The sequence below is a fragment of the Polaromonas sp. YR568 genome, assembly GCF_943371715.1.
Lineage (GTDB): Bacteria > Pseudomonadota > Gammaproteobacteria > Burkholderiales > Burkholderiaceae_C > Polaromonas.
Genome location: NZ_CALRVW010000015.1, coordinates 77,651 through 93,677 on the forward strand (window position 1 = coordinate 77,651; position 16,027 = coordinate 93,677).

Sequence of the window (16,027 nt, forward strand, 5' to 3'; positions counted from 1 at the left end):
GCATCAGCTTGCAGGTTTTTCAGACAGGGGGGCCTGTTCTGCCGATGCGGATTGAATGCGCGGAAGCGTCAGTTGGGCCTCCAGTCCGCCGTCGGGGCGCTGCCGCAGTTCAAACGATCCGGAAAAACGCTCAACAATGGCGGCGACGATGGACAGGCCCAGGCCGCTGCCCCGGCCTGACCGGCGCCGCCAGAATCGTTGCGTCGCCAGTGCCAGTTCGTTCTCGCTGAGTCCCGGCCCGCGATCAAAGATGTGAAAGCTGACCGTTTGCGGCGAGTTGCGTATTTCCAGCCTGACGCTGTTGGATGCAGGCGAATGGCGCAAGGCGTTGTCCAGCAGGTTGCGCAGCGCGGTGACCGCCAGCGCCTGGGGCAGCGCCAGCTCGGCACCGATGCCGTCGCTGTCGAGCGTGATCCGCTCGGGCGCATGGGGTGCGGCGTCGCGCATTGCGAGGCGCGCCACTTCGTCGGCATCGGCGACCGAGCCGTCCTCCCACGAAAAGGCGCCCTCGACCTGCGACAGCGTCAATAACTGGGAAAGGGTGTGTTGAAGCCGCGCCACGCCCTCTTCAGCGTAATCCATCGCCACCTCGGCGTCCTTGCCCTGGGTGATGCGCGTGACCTGGAGATGCGTTTTGATCGCGGTGAGCGGCGTGCGCAATTCATGCGCAGCATCGCTGGTGAAACGGCGTTCGCGGCTGATGGTCTCGCTCATGCGCGCCAGCAAATGGTTCAGGGTGTTGACCAGCGGCAGCAGGTCAGGCGAGACGGGGGTATTCTGAATCGGGGTCAATGCGTCGGGCGTCCGGCTGGCCAGCACCTGTCGCAGACGCTCCAGCGGCAACAAGCCACTTCCAACGCCGAACCACAGTACCAGCAGACTGCCGACCAGGGCGGCGACAAAGGGCGTGGCCGCCGCAACCGTCACATTGCGCAGCAGCGTATCCCGTTCGGTCAGGCGGTCAGCCGTGGTAACGCGCAAACCATTTGTTTCCAGGGTATAGCTGCGCCAGTGTTCCCCCCTGAGCTCACGCTCCGAAAAACCGAGGACGGCCGTTGCGAGAGACTCAGCCGTAGCGCCTGGCGTACGCGCGATCACCTCGCCGCGCAGGGATACTTGGCACGCCAGGCCTTTGGCCGCCACCGGCATGCTCAAGGTGGACGGGCCTGCTTTTCCGCTGCGGCCATCCCAGGCGGCGGGGTTCTGCGACATCAGCCCGGCCACCATGTGGGCCGACATCGCAAGCCGCTGATCCAGCGCGCGCTGCATTTCCTTGTCCAGACCGTGCAGCATCCAGAGCGCGACGGCGCCCCACAGCAGGATCATGGAGATGCCGATCATCAGCAACAGGCGCAGCCGAAGCGTCATGTGTTCCCCGCACTGAACCGGTAACCCACGCCGCGCACCGTTTCGATCACATCGGCACCCAGCTTGCGCCGCAAATGATGGATATGCACATTGAGGGCGTTGCTTTCGATCTCTTCACTGAAATCGTACAAACTGTCTTTCAATTGGTCGGGGCTCAGGATGCGTCCACCCGCATGCAGCAAAGCGGCCAGCAGTGCCAGTTCGCGCCGTGACAGGGCGACCGCGCGGCCGTGCAGGGAGACTTCACCGCTGGCCGGGTCCAGGCGCAGCGGCCCGTGCTCTATGACATCCACGCTGCGTCCGGCGGCCCGGCGCAGCAAGGCCTGCAGGCGGGCCACCAGTTCGTCGAGATCGAAAGGCTTGAGGAGGTAGTCGTCCGCGCCGGCGCGCAGCCCGGCGACACGGTCCTGCACGGCATCGCGCGCTGTCAGGATGAGAACGGGCAGCGTCATGCCCTTGGCCCGCAGGCGTTGCAACAGGCGCATGCCGTCCTCGTCGGGCAGTCCGAGGTCAAGAATCACCACATCACAATGGGCGGCTGCCAAGGCGGCTTCGGCATGTGCTGCGGTGCGCACGCCATCGACCGTCAGGCCATGCGCACGCAGACCCGCCAGGATGCCGTGGGCAATGAGTTCATCATCTTCAATCAGCAACACGCGCATGGCCTGTCCTCCATGCCGGATAGTATCCAAGCCTTTCATTATCCCGGCGTTAACGCAGCCTTAATCCGGGCACGCAAAGATGGGTGCTTCATTTGATGTGAAGGCATTCATGCTGCGTTTGTTGTATTTGATCGTGATGCTGACCGTGTTGGGGGCGCTGCCGGCGCATGCCGAGCCGGAATTCCTGCCGGTGGATCAGGCTTTTCGCCTGAACGTCAGCCGGGATGGCGACGGCCAGGTGCGGCTGAACTGGGATATCGGCCAGGGTTACTACCTTTACCGCCAGCAAATGAAGGTCCAAGCCGATCCCGCCGGTGGTGCGCTGCAGGTCGTGTGGCCCGCCGGCACGCCCAAGACCGATGAAACCTACGGCAAGAGCGAGGTTTATCACGACCAGGTGAAGGTCCTGCTCAGGACGAGCGATGCCAGTGCGCTGACCATAGGCTGGCAGGGCTGCGCCGATGCGGGTCTTTGTTACCCGCCGCAAACCCGGCGTGTCGATCTGGCGAATATTCCGGCAACGCCCGCTGCTTCGGCCGGCCCGGCCACGACCCGCCAGGTTCCGGCGCCCCCAGGCGCATCAGGAGCATTGGGCGAAGACCAGGACCTGGCCGAACGCCTGTCGCGCGTCCATCTGGGCTGGATGCTTGCCGTGTTTTTCGGCATGGGCTTGTTGATGACGTTCACGCCCTGCGTGCTGCCGATGGTGCCGATTCTCTCCAGCCTGATCGCAGGCAGCGGTGCGAGTCCCCGGCGTGGTTTTGTCCTGTCGCTGGCCTTTGTGCTCCCGATGGCGTTGACCTACGCCGGCGTCGGGGCGCTGGCGGCGCTGGCGGGCGCCAATCTGCAGGCCGTGTTGCAGAACCCCTGGATGCTCGGCACCTTCGGTCTGGTGTTTGTCGTGCTGGCGCTGGCCATGTTCGGATTTTACGAACTGCAATTGCCGGCTGTGCTGCGCAACCGCCTGAACAGCGCCAGTCAGGGCCGGCGTGGCGGCACGCTGACCGGCGCCGCCGCCATGGGCGTGCTGTCGGCGCTGCTGGTCGGCCCCTGCATGACGGCGCCCCTGGCTGGCGCGCTTCTGTATATCGGCAATACCGGCGATGTGGTGACCGGCGCCCTGGCCCTGTTTGCCATGGGTCTGGGCATGGGCTTGCCGCTGTTGCTGGTGGGCACACTGGGCGCGCGGTTGCTGCCGCGTCCCGGCCACTGGATGGACCGGGTCAAGGCGGTGTTCGGCTTTGTCCTGCTGGGCACCGCCATCATGTTCGTGGCGCGCGTATTGCCTGCGGCGCTGACGCTGGGCTTGTGGGGTGCCTGGCTGCTGGCCGTCGCATTGAGTTTGCTGGCGCTTGGCCGCAAGCTGGGCCTGGGCCGTGGACGTTGGATGTCCCGTTACCTGGCGTTTCTGCTTGGGCTGTGGGGTGGGGCGATGGTGATAGGCGCGGCCGGAGGCTCGCAGGATCCCCTGCAACCGCTGGCCTTCCCGGCAAAAGCCATCACGCCCGCGCAGGCGGCGCCTGGCAATAACTTCATGGCCCGATTCCAGCCGGTCAAGACGCAGCAGGCGCTCGAAGCCCGCATCGCCGAGGCCGGCCAGCGCGGGCAATGGACGCTGGTGGATTTTTACGCCGACTGGTGCGTGTCCTGCCATGTGATCGAACGCACGGTTTTCGCCGAATCGCGGGTGCAACAGGCTTTGGACGGCATGCAATTGCTGCGCCCCGACGTCACGGCCAACAACCCGGACGATCAGGCGCTGATGCGCGCCCATCAGGCGCTTGGACCGCCGACCATGTTGCTGATCGGCCCCGATGGCCGGGAACGCCGAGCAGAGCGCATCATCGGCGAACTCGATGCCGACGAATTTCTTGCGCGTCTGGCGCGTGCGAAGCAGGGAGGCTGAGCATGCTCAACGTTCAACTGGGCCCCCTCTCCCTGCAGGTCAGCCATCTGCTGGTGCTGGTGTCGCTGGGGGTGGCGGCCGGGGTCGGCCACCTGGCCGGGCGGCGCCGCAAAGCGGGCACTGTCAATGTCCTGTCCGACATGGTGTGGGCCGGTCTGCTGGTCGCGCGCATTGCCTTCGTCGCGACATGGTTCGATCTGTACCGTGCAGCACCGTGGTCCATCCTGGACATTCGCGACGGCGGCTTTTCACCGTGGGCCGGTCTGACGGCGGCCTTGCTGCTGGCGATCTGGCACGGCTGGCGCCACGAGGCGCTGCGCAAACCGCTGGCCATGGGCCTGAGTGCCGGTGCGCTGGCCTGGGCGGCGATGTCGGGGGTGCTCGGCACCTTCGACAACGCCCCCCGACCGGCCCTGCCAACCGTAGCGTTGACAACGCTGGCAGGCAAGCCGACAGACCTGGCTGCGCTCGCCCGGGGCCAGCCCATGGTGGTCAACCTCTGGGCCAGCTGGTGCCCTCCCTGCCGCCGCGAAATGCCCGTCCTCGCCGAGGCCCAGCAGCAGGAAACCGGGGTCACTTTTGTCTTTGCCAATCAGAGCGAAGACGCGTCGACCGCCCTGCGTTACCTGGACGCCAGCGCGCTGAATCTTGCCAATGTGGTGCTCGACCCCGGCGCCGAGCTGGGCCGCGCGGTCGGCTCCAGCGGATTGCCGACCACGCTTTTTTACGATGCCGGCGGACAACTGGCCGATACCCACCTCGGCGAGTTGTCGGCCGCCTCGCTGGCCAACAAGTTAAACCCATTGCGCACGCGTACCACTTTCTCAACCAAGGAATAGATTCCCATGATCAAAAAATCAGCAATTCAATTTTCAGCTGTTCTGGGCTTGCTCGGCATCGCCATGGGCGCACAGGCCAAAGACTGGCCCGCACCGATCAAGGCGCTGGAAGCCAAGGGGGTGGAGGTGGTCGGAACCTTCGACGCGCCCGGCGGCGTGACCGGTTATGCCGCCATGGTCGAGCAACAGCCGCTGTCCATCTACCTGACCGCCGACGGCAAACAGGCCATCGTCGGCGCCATGATCGATGCAAATGGCGTCGATCTGAGCCAGGAACCGCTGAACCGGCTTGTGACCAAACCCCTGACTGCGAAAATCTGGAAGCAGCTGGAGGGCAGCACCTGGATTGCCGATGGCGCCAAAAATGCCCCGCGCATCATTTACACCTTCACCGACCCCAACTGCCCCTACTGCAACAAGTTCTGGAGCGAGGCCAGGCCCTGGGTGACGGCCGGCAAGGTTCAGCTGCGCCACGTCATCGTGGGCATCCTCGGCCCCACCAGTCAGGGCAAGGCGGCAGCCCTCCTGTCTGCCAAGGATCCGCAGGCCGCACTGATGCAGCATGAGCAGCAACACCGCAGCGGCGGCGTGAAGCCCCTGGATCAAATCCCGCCCGCGGTTCGCACGCAACTCGACGCCAATCGGGAGTTGATGCAGCAACTGGGCTTTTCCGGCACACCGGCGACACTTTACAAGGACGCCGATGGCAATCTGAAAACCTTGTCGGGTGCACCGTCGGCAGAGATGCTGAGTCGCGTGCTAGGACCGCGCTGAGCTGCTCCAGGGGGCGGCCAGCGCGGAAGTGGTAGTGGTAGTGTTATACACAGGCATTGCAGCGAAGCTTGGCGCTTCTGCGGACAGTACGGACAGCGAAAGCCTGACTTTGCAAGCTAGAGAGGGCATATGCAAACCACCTCCACTTATCCTTTGCCGGGCGGCTGCGATTGCCGTGCCATCCGCTACCGCCTCGAATCGCCGCCGCTGTTTGTCCACTGCTGCCACTGCCGCTGGTGCCAGCGCGAAAGCGGTGCGTCGTTCGCGCTGAACGCGATGATCGAGGCTGACCGGGTGACGCTGCTGGCCGGCGAACCCGAACTGGTGGACACCCCGTCGGCCAGCGGCAAGGGCCAGAAGATTGCGCGTTGCCCGCAATGCCGGATTGCGCTGTGGAGCAACTATGCGGGTGCGGGGCCGTCAATACATTTTGTGCGTGTCGGCACGCTCGACGAGCCCGACCATTTGCCGCCGGACATCCATATTTTCACCGCGTCCAAACAGCCCTGGGTGGTCCTGCCGCCGGGCACACCGGCCGTGGCGGCTTATTACGACCGCAAGGCGTACTGGCCTGCCGACAGCCTGGCCCGCCGCGCGGCCATGCTGGCGAAAGCCGTGCCACCACCGGGGTGAGGGCGTGGGGGTCAGCGGCCTCAGGTCAGTTTTTTGACCAGCACCTGGCTCTTGCGGTTGACGTTGTACTTGCGCTTGCGTGCCTCCGGCAGCCACTCGGGATCGACCTGCACAAAACCGCGCTTGATGAACCAGTGCATGGTGCGGGTGGTCAGCACAAAAATGCTGTCCAGGCCCATCAGCTTGGCGCGCTGCTCGATGCGTTTGAGGATGCGTTCGCCGTCGCCCTGGCTCTGGCTTTGCGGTGATACCGTGAGCGCCGCCATTTCGGCGGTTTTGGCTTCCGGGTAAGGGTAGAGCGCGGCGCAGCCGAAGATGACGCCGTCGTGTTCGATCACGGTGTAGAGGTCGGCGTCGCGTTCGATCTCGGTGCGGTCGCGTTTGACCAGCGTGCCGTCTTTTTCAAACGGCTCGATCAGCTGCAGGATGCCGCCCACGTCGTCGGCAGTGGCTTCGCGCAGGCTCTCGAGTTTTTCGTCGATCACCATGGTGCCAATGCCGTCGTGCACATAAATTTCGAGAAGTAGCGAGCCATCCACCGCAAACGGCAGGATGTGGCTGCGCTCGACGCCGGCCTTGCAGGCCTTGGCGCAGTGCTGCAGGTAAAACGCGGTGTCGGTGGGCTGGGTGGCGTTGGGCAGTTGCGCGAGCAGCTTCTCGGCGGTGGCCAGCGGCAGCTCGGTGTCGATCGGGTTGTCTTCGCTTTCGGGCTCACCCGGGTGGATGCGGATGCCCGGAATCTCCGTCACAAAGATCAGCTTGTCGGCCTGCAGCTCGATCGCCACGCTGGTGGCCACTTCCTCCATGGTCAGGTTGAAGGCTTCGCCGGTGGGTGAAAAACCGAAGGGCGAGAGCAGCACCATGGCGCCGAACTCCAGGGTGCGCATGATGCCCTTGGTGTCCACCTTGCGCACCAGGCCCGAGTGTTTGAAGTCCACGCCGTCGACAATGCCGACCGGCCGGGCGGTGATGAAGTTGCCGGAGATCACGCGCACCGTGGAGCCGGCCATCGGTGTGTTGGGCAGGCCCTGGCTGAAGGCGGCCTCGATCTCGTAACGCAGCTGGCCGGCGGCCTCCTGGGCGCAGTCGAGCGCCACCGAATCGGTGATGCGCATGCCGTGCGAATACTTGGCTTCGTGGCCCTTGGCGGCCAGTTGTTCATTGACCTGCGGCCGGAAACCGTGCACCAGCACGATTTTTACGCCCATGCTCTGGATCAGCGCGAGGTCCTGCGCGAGGTGCTGCAGTTTGCCGGCGGCAATGGCTTCGCCGGCAATGCCGACTACAAAGGTCTTGCCGCGGTGCAGGTGGATGTAGGGCGCCACCGAACGGAACCAGGGAACAAAGGTGAAATTGAAGACGGCGGACATGGGCGCGCTTTCGGGGTCGGGAAAGGTGAACAACAGGCGGGAGGGGCGGGGAAACCGGGCAAAAGCCGCAGCGTTCCGCACAATGGCAGTGAGTGTAAGGGACAGGGCGGCGCGGCGGCAGGCGCGGCCAGGCTGCCGCTGATGCCCGCTGGCAGCGGTGGTTTCACCGGATAATGCGGCCATTCATGGACAAACTCGCGTTTGGTTTCTGGGGGGTCTATTTCGGCACGGCGGGCCTGATGCTGGCGGGGTCGGCGCTCGCGTTCGCCCTGTCGCTGCACCGTATCTCGCTCAATGCCGGCCTGTCGGCCACCGCCTCGAGTTTTTTCGTGGTCGCCTTTCTGGGGGGCCTGCCGATTGACGATGACAACACGCTGGCGCGGGTTCTGGCGCACATTGCGATGCTGGTCTCGGGCTTTCTGGCTTACCTGCTGTTTTCCATCCTGGGCTTGTTGCGTGGCAAGAAGGCGCGGCTGCACACCCGGCTGGCGCTGACGGTGCTGGTGCTGGGCGTGATGGCGGCCGGCTGGCTGCTGTCACCGGTGCCCTCACTCGTGCTGGGCCTCGGTTTCGCCTGGACGCTGGGCGTCGTCGCACTGGCTGTGTCGCTGCGCAGTGTTTACCGCGGTGACCGGCTGGCGTGGACAGCGGTGCTCGGTGTGTTTTTCATGCTGGTGGCGGTGCTCGGCCTGGGCTGGATCGCGCTGGCGCGCGGGCAGGAGCCCTGGCCGGTGCATGCGGTCAGTGCGCTCGCCGGAACCGCCTACCTCGTGACCATGGCCGCGGCGCTGTGGACACGCTACTCCTACCTGATCGAGCTGCACCACGTCATGGCCATGGGCCCCAGTTACGACCCGGTGACCCGCATGCGGTCACTCAGCGAAACCGGGCAGATGGTCGGCGACATCTTCCGGCGCCGCCGGGACGAGCCGGCCGGACCGGAGGCCGCGCGCGCAGGGGATGGCGGCAACGGGGCCGAGGGCTGGACGGACGAGGTGCTGCCGGCGCCCGACCGGTCCATGGCCCGTATTGGCGTGATGGTCGTGAGCATAGGCAACCTCTATGCGCTCGAGCGCCTGCACGGCATGGCGGCGGTCAACCACGCGCTGTTTGTCTGTGCCGGGCGCCTGCGGCGCGCGGTGCCGGCTCATGTCGAGATGGGGCGCTTTTCCGGCGACGGCTTTGTGCTGCTGCTGCGTGACTGCAACGACAGCGGCCAGCTGATCCGGCTGGCGCACCAGGTGGAAGCCCGTCTGTCCAAATCGGTGGTTCTCAACACCAGCCTCGACGCGGCACGTCGTGAAAGCGAGCAAACGCGCTGGCAGGCTGAAATCGGCGTCGGCGTGTTGCTGGTGTCCGACCCGGCGGCCAGGGCTTCGAGCGTGCTGGCCGCCTGCAAGGCGATGTCGCGCACCGCCATGTCGTATGCCAGCCGGGTGGCCTGGCTGGACCAGGCCAGCGGCGAAGCGGTCGAGCTGCCGGTGCTGGAAACCGCCTGAAGCCTGGTCTTGGCCCTGCTGCCGGGCGGGCGCCCGCCAGCACCGATAATCAGTGGTTTTGAGCCCCATCCCCTTGTCCTCGCCCCCCTTGTCCGTGCCCTTGCAAATCGATTTCCCCGAGTCCTTGCCCGTCTCGGGCAAACGCGAGGAAATCACCGCCGCCATCCAGGCCCACCAGGTCGTCATCGTCTGTGGTGAAACCGGCTCGGGCAAAACCACGCAGTTGCCCAAGATTGCACTGGCCATGGGGCGCGGCAAGCTCAATTACCCGGCGGGCCAGGGCCGGCTGATCGGCCATACCCAGCCGCGCCGGATTGCCGCCTCCAGCGTCGCCAAGCGGATTGCCGAAGAGCTCAAGACACCACTGGGTGATGTGGTCGGCTACAAGGTGCGTTTTCAGGACCGGCTGAGCCGTGACGCCTCGGTCAAGCTGATGACCGACGGCATTTTGCTGGCCGAGACGCAGACCGATCCGCTGCTGAAAGCCTACGACACCATCATCATCGACGAGGCGCACGAGCGCAGCCTGAACATCGACTTCCTGCTCGGCTACCTGCGCCAGCTGCTGCCGCGCCGGCCCGACCTGAAGGTGGTGATCACCTCGGCCACGATCGATGCGCAACGTTTTGCCGACTACTTTGCGTCGAGCAAGGGGCCGGCACCGGTCATCATGGTCTCGGGTCGCATGTTTCCGGTCGAGCAACGTTACCGGCCGTATGAAGAGTCGCGCGACTACGACCTCAACAACGCGATCGCCGATGGTGTGGACGAACTCTGGCGCAATCCGCACAGTGCCGGCGACATCCTGATTTTCCTGCCCGGTGAACGCGAGATCCGCGAGGCGGCCGACCACCTGCGCAAACACCTGGCGCACCAGCCGCTGTTTCGCAACGCCGAGGTGCTGCCGCTGTTTGCGCGTTTGAGCCAGGCCGAGCAGGACCGCATTTTTGACGGCCACACCGGCCGGCGCATCGTGCTGGCCACCAACGTGGCCGAGACCTCGCTGACGGTGCCGGGCATCCGCTACGTGATCGACGCCGGCACGGCTCGCGTCAAGCGCTACAGCTTTCGCAACAAGGTCGAGCAGCTCATGGTCGAGCCGATCTCGCAGGCGGCGGCGAACCAGCGCGCCGGGCGCTGCGGCCGCGTGGCCGACGGCATCTGCATCCGGCTGTACGACGAGCAGGACTTTCTGGGTCGGCCGCGTTTTACCGATCCGGAAATCCTGCGCAGCTCGCTGGCGGCAGTGATTTTGCGCATGAAGGCGCTGCACCTGGGCACCATCGAAAGTTTTGCCTTCATCGAGCCGCCCCAAGGCCGTGCCATTGCCGACGGCTACCAGCTGCTGGCCGAACTCGGCGCGGTGGACGACGACAACGAACTGACGCCGGTGGGCCGCAACCTGGCGCGGCTGCCGCTGGACCCGCGCGTGGGCCGCATGATCCTGGAAGCCAAAGAGCGTCAGGCGCTCGACGAGGTGCTGGTGATTGCCAGCGCACTCAGCGTGCAGGACGTGCGCGACCGCCCCATGGACAAGCAGGCCCAGGCCGACCAGGCGCATGCGAAGTTCGACGATGAAAAAAGCGAATTCTCAGGCTACCTCAAGCTGTGGAAGTGGCTCGGTGACGCGCGCGGCGGCCATGATGCCGTGCACAAGCTGACGAATCGCCAGTACGAAAATCTCTTGAGAGAGAACTACATCAACATCCGGCGCGTGCGCGAATGGCGCGACATCCATTCCCAGCTGCATGCGGTGGTGGGTGAGCAGAAATGGGTGCTCAACGACAAGCCGGCCAGTTACGAGCAGCTGCATTTGTCCATGCTCTGCGGCCTGCTCGGCAACATCGGCATCAAGAACGAGGAAGACGACTGGTACCTGGGGGCGCGCGGCATCAAGTTCTACCGCCACCCGGGCGCCAAGCTCAGCAAGAAGCCGGGCCGCTGGATTGTGGCGGCCGAACTGGTCGAAACCACGCGCCTGTTCGGCCGCGGCATCGCCAACATCGAGCCGCAGTGGGTCGAGCAGGTCGCCGGCCATCTGCTCAAAAAACAGCTGCTGGATCCGCACTGGGAGAAAAAGGCCGCACAGGTCACGGCGCTGGAACGCGCCACGCTGTACGGCCTGGTGATCTACAACGGCCGGCGCGTCAATTTCGGCCGTGTCGACCCGGTCACGGCACGCGAGATCTTTATTCGCGAAGCGCTCGTCGCTGGCAACTGGGACACCAAGCTGCCTTTCCTGCCGGCCAACCTCAAACTGATCGAGCAGGTGCAGGACCTGGAGCACAAGGCGCGGCGCCAGGACGTGCTGGTCGATGAAGAGCTGATCTACGCCTTTTACGATCAACAGCTGCCGGCCGACATCTGCACCGGCGCTGGCTGCGAACACTGGTACAAGGACGAAGTCAGAAAGCAGCCCCAGCTGCTGCTGCTGAGCCGCGAGGAACTGATGCGCCACGAGGCGGCCGGCATCACCACGCAGGCGTTTCCGAAAACCCTGCGCCTGGGCGGTGTCGATTGCACGGCGACCTACCTGCATGAGCCGGGCGACGCCAGGGACGGCATCACCGTCGATGTGCCGCTGTTTGCCCTGAACCAGGTCAACGAGGAACGCTGCGAGTGGCTGGTGCCCGGCATGCTCAAGGACAAGATCCAGGCGCTGATCAAGACGCTGCACCAGCGGCCGCGGTCGCGCTTGGTGCCGCTGCCCGATACCGCGGCGCGTTTCACGGCCGAACTGCTGCAGCCGGAAAAATTCGGCGCCGGTTCACTGACGGACGCGGTGCTCAAGCTGGTGCGTGACGCGACCTCGCTGGACATCAAGCGTGGCGACATGAAAATCGACATGCTGGCGCCGCACCTGTTCATGAACTTCCGCGTGGTCGACGAACACGGCCGACAGCTCGGCACCGGCCGCAACCTCGGTGCGCTCAAGGGCGAGCTGGGCTCCCAGGCACGCGGTGCCTTCCAGGCGCTGGCCGGACTGAAAACACGGGCCGCACCGCAGGAACGCCCGGATTCAGAGCCAAATCGGCCCGCAGCCCAGCAGGGACGCGCGCAAGCAGCTCCTGAAAACATAGCAAATCAGGAGGCTTCCACGGTCCGGACGCCGGAGCGTTACACCAGCTGGAGTTTTGGCGAGCTGCCCGAACTCATGGAGATCAGCAAGGGCAAGCAGACACTGATCGGGTTTCCGGCGCTGATCGACCTCGGTGACGCGGTGACCATCGAGGTCTTCGACGAGCCCGACGTGGCCGCCGCCAAACACCGCGCCGGCTTGCGGCGGCTGTTTTCGCTGCAGATCAAGGACGCGCTGAAGTACCTGGAAAAGAATTTGCCCGAGCTGCAGAAAATGGCCACCGCCTACATGCTGGTCGGCCGCGCGGCCGACAACTCGGGCGGCGGCACCCTGGAAGAGCTGCGCGAGCAGATCATCGAAGTGGCGCTGGACCGCGCCTTTTTGCTCGATCCATTGCCGACCAACGAGGCCGACTTCAAAAAACGCATCGACGACGGGCGCGGGCGCCTGACGCTGATTGCCAGCGAAGTGGCGCGGCTCGCGGCCAGCATCCTGGTCGAGTTTGCGGCGGCGCAGCGCAAGATCAAGGATACGAAAAATGCTGCAGAGGCCGCGGCCGATGCGGCGCAGCAGCTGCAGCGCCTGGTGCCCAAACGTTTTCTGACGCTCACGCCCTACACGCAGCTGCAGCACTTTCCGCGTTATCTCAAGGCCATCACCCTGCGGCTGGAGAAGTGGCGCGCCGACCCGGCCCGTGATGCGGCGCGCCTGGCCGAGTTGCGGCCGCAGGAGCAACGCTACTGGCGCCTGGTGGCCGAGCGCAAGGGCGCGACGGACGCGCGCCTGCAGGAACTTCGCTGGCTGCTCGAGGAGCTGCGCGTCAGCTTTTTCGCACAGGAACTGCGCACGCCGCAACCGGTCAGCATCAAGCGGATTGAAAAAGCCTGGCTTCAACTGGTGGGTTGAAGCCAGGCTTTTCAGCGCAGGCTGACAGCTGCCCGCAGGGCTTGTTATGCTTGTTGCTACAAGGCCACACTGCAAAATTGACACCCACCATGGAACCAGCGACCGGAACCCTGCCAGAGACCCACCCCGCGGCAAAAGATCTGTCTTCGACGGAAGTGAAAGTGCATTTCAATCACGGGTTTGCGTTTTATGGAAAAGGTCAGTTTGCGCAGGCGCAGGACGCCTTACTGCAGGTGCTACAACTCCAGCCCGGCCATGCCCACGCGCTCCATTTGCTGGGCGTGATAGCTGCACACACGGAAAACTACAGTGAGGCCGTGGAGTTGATCGGGAAAGCCGTGGCGATCAATCCGTCCAATGCCCTTGCGCACAACAACCTCGGTGCCGCTCTGGAAAAGCTGCAACAAGCTCGTGCTGCGATTGATAGTTATGACCGGGCCATCACGCTCAAGCCGGACTATGCCGAGGCTTACTACAACCGTGGCAATGCCCTGGGGGCGCTGAAGCTGGCGCCAGCGGCGGTAGAAAGCTACAAGCAGGCCATCAGACTACAACCTGGTTTTGTCGTCGCCCATATCAACTGCGGTGTTGCCTTGGCCAGCCTGCGGCAGCTAACTTCCGCCATGGCGTGTTATGACCAGGCGATCGCGCTCTCGCCGGATTCCGCCGAGGCCCATAACAACCGTGGCAATGCCCTGAGTGAGCTGAACCAGCCCGACGCTGCGCTGAAGAGCCTCCACCGGGCCATCGCGCTCAAACCTGATTTTTCCGATGCGCACAACAATCTTGGAAGGGCGCTCGGGGCATTGCAACAAGCCCAGGCGGCCCTTGAAAGTTTTGACCAGGCGATCGCCCTCAAGCCTGATTTCGCCGATGCGTTCAATAACCGTGGTCTGGCACTCTGGGGGCTGGACAGAATGGAGGCAGCCATTGAAAGTTATGAGCAGGCAATTGTGCTTCAACCCAATTTCTCGGAAGCCTACAACAACCGCGGCAATGCGCTGCGGGCGCTGGGCAAGCTAGAGGCTGCTATCAACAGCTTCGATCAAGCTATCGCGCTTCGGCCCGACTATTTCGAGGCCTACAGCAATCGTGGCAATGCCTTGATAGAGCTGGGTCAATTTCGCGCGGCGCTTGAAAGTTACGAAAAGGCGATTGAATTCAGTGCTGACTATTTTGAAGCCTACAGCAACCGTGGCAATGCCTTGACAAAGCTGGGTCAGCTTCGCGCGGCGGTAGAAAGTTATGACAAGGCGATTGAAATCAAGCCCGGCTATGCCGAGGCGCATTACAACCGCGGCATCGCACTAGGGGAACTCAAACAGGCGCTGCCGGCTATCGCAAGCTACGAGAAGGCGATAGCACTCAAGGACGACTATGTCGCAGCGCACTGGAATCAGGCGCTGTGCCTCCTGCAGGCAGGCGACCTTGAGCGGGGCTGGCAGAAATACGAGTGGCGTTGGCAGGTTGAGGGGATGCGTAAAGCTGTGCGCAGTTTCGCTGAACCGGCATGGTTCGGCAAAGAAACGCTGCAGGGCAAAACCATCCTGCTGCACGCCGAGCAGGGCCTGGGCGACACGCTGCAGTTTTGCCGCTATGCGAAGCTGGTGAGTGATTCGGGCGCGCGCGTGATACTGGAGGTTCAGGAGCCCCTGGTGAAGTTGATGTCCGGCCTGGACGGTGTTGCGGAACTGGTGGCCGGCGGCAAGCCGCGCTCGGCCTTTGATTACCACTGCCCCCTGCTGAGCCTGCCGCTGGCCTTGGGCACCAGGCTGAATAATATTCCTGCCAGTCAGGCCTACTTGACCAGCCCTGCGGGCAAGACGGCGCAATGGTCCATCCGCCTAGGTGCAAAAACCAGGCCCCGCGTCGGCTTGGTGTGGAGTGGGCGTGCTACGCACAAAAACGACCACAACAGGAGCTTTCTGCTTTCCGCTCTGCTGCCCTTCCTGCCTGTGGAATTTCAATACATCAGTCTGCAGAAGGAGTTGCATGATGAGGATCGGGAAACCTTGAGGCGGCACCCTCACATCCTGCACTTTGAAGAAGATATCGATGAGTTCACCGATACCGCAGCTCTGTGTGCTCTGGTCGATGTAATAGTGACTGTGGACACCAGCGTGGCGCATCTTGCCGGCGCCTTGGGTCGACCGGTATGGATCGCATTACCCTTTAATCCGGACTGGCGCTGGCTGCTGGAGCGTGATGACAGCCCTTGGTATCCGTCCGCGAAGCTTTACCGGCAGGAAGTTGCAGAGGTATGGGACCCTGTGTTCAAAAAAATCGGTGCGCACTTACGCCGGTTCTTTGCGCTGTAGCTAGACCAGTCGGCGTCGATGGCACGATAAAAAAAGGGCTCAGACCATGAAGTCTGAGCCCTCATTTTTAAGAAGTCTGCATTTATATCCGGCCCATCAGCAGCAGCACAATCAGGATGATGACGATCAGTCCCAAACCACCGCTGGGACCGTAACCCCAGCTTTTGCTGTGGCCCCAGGTCGGCAGTGCGCCGACCAGAATCAGGATGAGGATGATGAGCAGAATCATTGAAATCGACATGGAAAACTCCTTGTTATGTATGCATTGATTCTTGCCTGTGGTTGTGCTGGATCAAGCAGGAAGGGGCGCTGACTCACCGTCAGGGAGTTCCTACAGTTTTTGGGGGGCACGCGCGCTGCCTTGGTGCGTGGTGATCTGACATTAACCTTGATGTGCCTGTCTGTAGTTTGCCAACAAGCAGGGTCTCGCCCCGGCGGGTGACTTACTTTTCTTTGCTTCGCCAAAGAAACCTAAGGAAAAGAAAGGCGACCCGATGGTCTGTGTCCCCTGCGCTGCGCTCCGGGGCAGCCTGCGGTGCTCGCCGAAAACGGGGTAGAGCTCGAACTCGCTTCGCTCAGACAATCGCTCGCCCTGATCCGCTTTCGGCTGCGCTCCTCGGCCCAGCCCGACGGGTGGGGAAATAAATGCGGGTTCGGGTGCGAGGAGACGTGG

Annotated in this window: 11 protein-coding genes; 7 read left to right on the plus strand and 4 right to left on the minus strand. The window is 63.7% G+C overall.

Annotated features, from left to right (window positions below; genetic code table 11):
- Positions 1-3: 3 nt before the first annotated feature.
- Together AAG813_RS12580 and AAG813_RS12585 are read right to left on the minus strand one after the other, a co-directional pair.
- Positions 4-1,368, minus strand: a complete 1,365-nt coding sequence (locus tag AAG813_RS12580) for an ATP-binding protein (protein WP_341915674.1) — start codon at positions 1,366-1,368, stop codon at positions 4-6.
- Positions 1,365-2,030, minus strand: a complete 666-nt coding sequence (locus AAG813_RS12585; RefSeq protein WP_341915678.1) for a response regulator — start codon at positions 2,028-2,030, stop codon at positions 1,365-1,367. Before AAG813_RS12585 ends, AAG813_RS12580 begins: the two co-directional genes overlap by 4 nt.
- A 109-nt stretch (positions 2,031-2,139) precedes the next feature.
- Here AAG813_RS12585 and dsbD point away from each other — a divergent pair, with 109 nt between their 5' ends.
- From dsbD to AAG813_RS12605, 4 genes are all read left to right on the plus strand, one after another.
- Positions 2,140-3,936: a protein-disulfide reductase DsbD gene (gene dsbD / locus AAG813_RS12590; protein WP_341915681.1), complete on the plus strand. Its 1,797-nt coding sequence runs from the start codon at positions 2,140-2,142 to the stop codon at positions 3,934-3,936.
- Between the two features lie 2 nt (positions 3,937-3,938).
- Positions 3,939-4,775 (plus strand): TlpA disulfide reductase family protein, encoded by an 837-nt coding sequence (locus AAG813_RS12595; protein WP_341915684.1) that lies wholly within the window; start codon positions 3,939-3,941, stop codon positions 4,773-4,775.
- A 6-nt stretch (positions 4,776-4,781) separates the two neighbouring features.
- A complete protein-coding gene (gene dsbG, locus AAG813_RS12600) occupies positions 4,782-5,549 on the plus strand; it encodes a thiol:disulfide interchange protein DsbG (RefSeq protein WP_341915688.1) in 768 nt (255 codons plus the stop codon).
- 129 nt (positions 5,550-5,678) lie between these two features.
- A complete protein-coding gene (locus tag AAG813_RS12605; protein ID WP_341915692.1) occupies positions 5,679-6,182 on the plus strand; it encodes a GFA family protein in 504 nt (167 codons plus the stop codon).
- A 20-nt stretch (positions 6,183-6,202) separates the two neighbouring features.
- Here AAG813_RS12605 and argA read toward each other — a convergent pair whose 3' ends face one another.
- A complete protein-coding gene (gene argA, locus AAG813_RS12610) occupies positions 6,203-7,552 on the minus strand; it encodes an amino-acid N-acetyltransferase (RefSeq protein WP_341915695.1) in 1,350 nt (449 codons plus the stop codon).
- 185 nt (positions 7,553-7,737) lie between these two features.
- On the opposite strand from argA, the gene AAG813_RS12615 reads away from it, so the two are divergent.
- The 3 genes from AAG813_RS12615 to AAG813_RS12625 all read left to right on the plus strand — a co-directional run bounded on the left by AAG813_RS12615 (position 7,738) and on the right by AAG813_RS12625 (position 15,354).
- Positions 7,738-9,051 (plus strand): diguanylate cyclase, encoded by a 1,314-nt coding sequence (locus AAG813_RS12615; RefSeq protein WP_341915698.1) that lies wholly within the window; start codon positions 7,738-7,740, stop codon positions 9,049-9,051.
- A gap of 73 nt (positions 9,052-9,124) precedes the next feature.
- Complete coding sequence (gene hrpA / locus AAG813_RS12620) at positions 9,125-13,036, plus strand: ATP-dependent RNA helicase HrpA (RefSeq protein ID WP_341915701.1); 3,912 nt, start codon at positions 9,125-9,127, stop codon at positions 13,034-13,036.
- 89 nt (positions 13,037-13,125) lie between these two features.
- Complete coding sequence (locus AAG813_RS12625) at positions 13,126-15,354, plus strand: tetratricopeptide repeat protein (RefSeq protein WP_341915705.1); 2,229 nt, start codon at positions 13,126-13,128, stop codon at positions 15,352-15,354.
- Positions 15,355-15,436: 82 nt separating this feature from the next.
- Here the strand turns inward: AAG813_RS12625 and AAG813_RS12630 are convergent, their stop codons facing one another.
- Positions 15,437-15,595 carry a DUF3309 family protein gene (locus AAG813_RS12630; protein ID WP_341915708.1) on the minus strand — a complete coding sequence of 53 codons (159 nt, stop codon included), beginning with the start codon at positions 15,593-15,595 and terminating at the stop codon, positions 15,437-15,439.
- Positions 15,596-16,027: the final 432 nt, after the last annotated feature.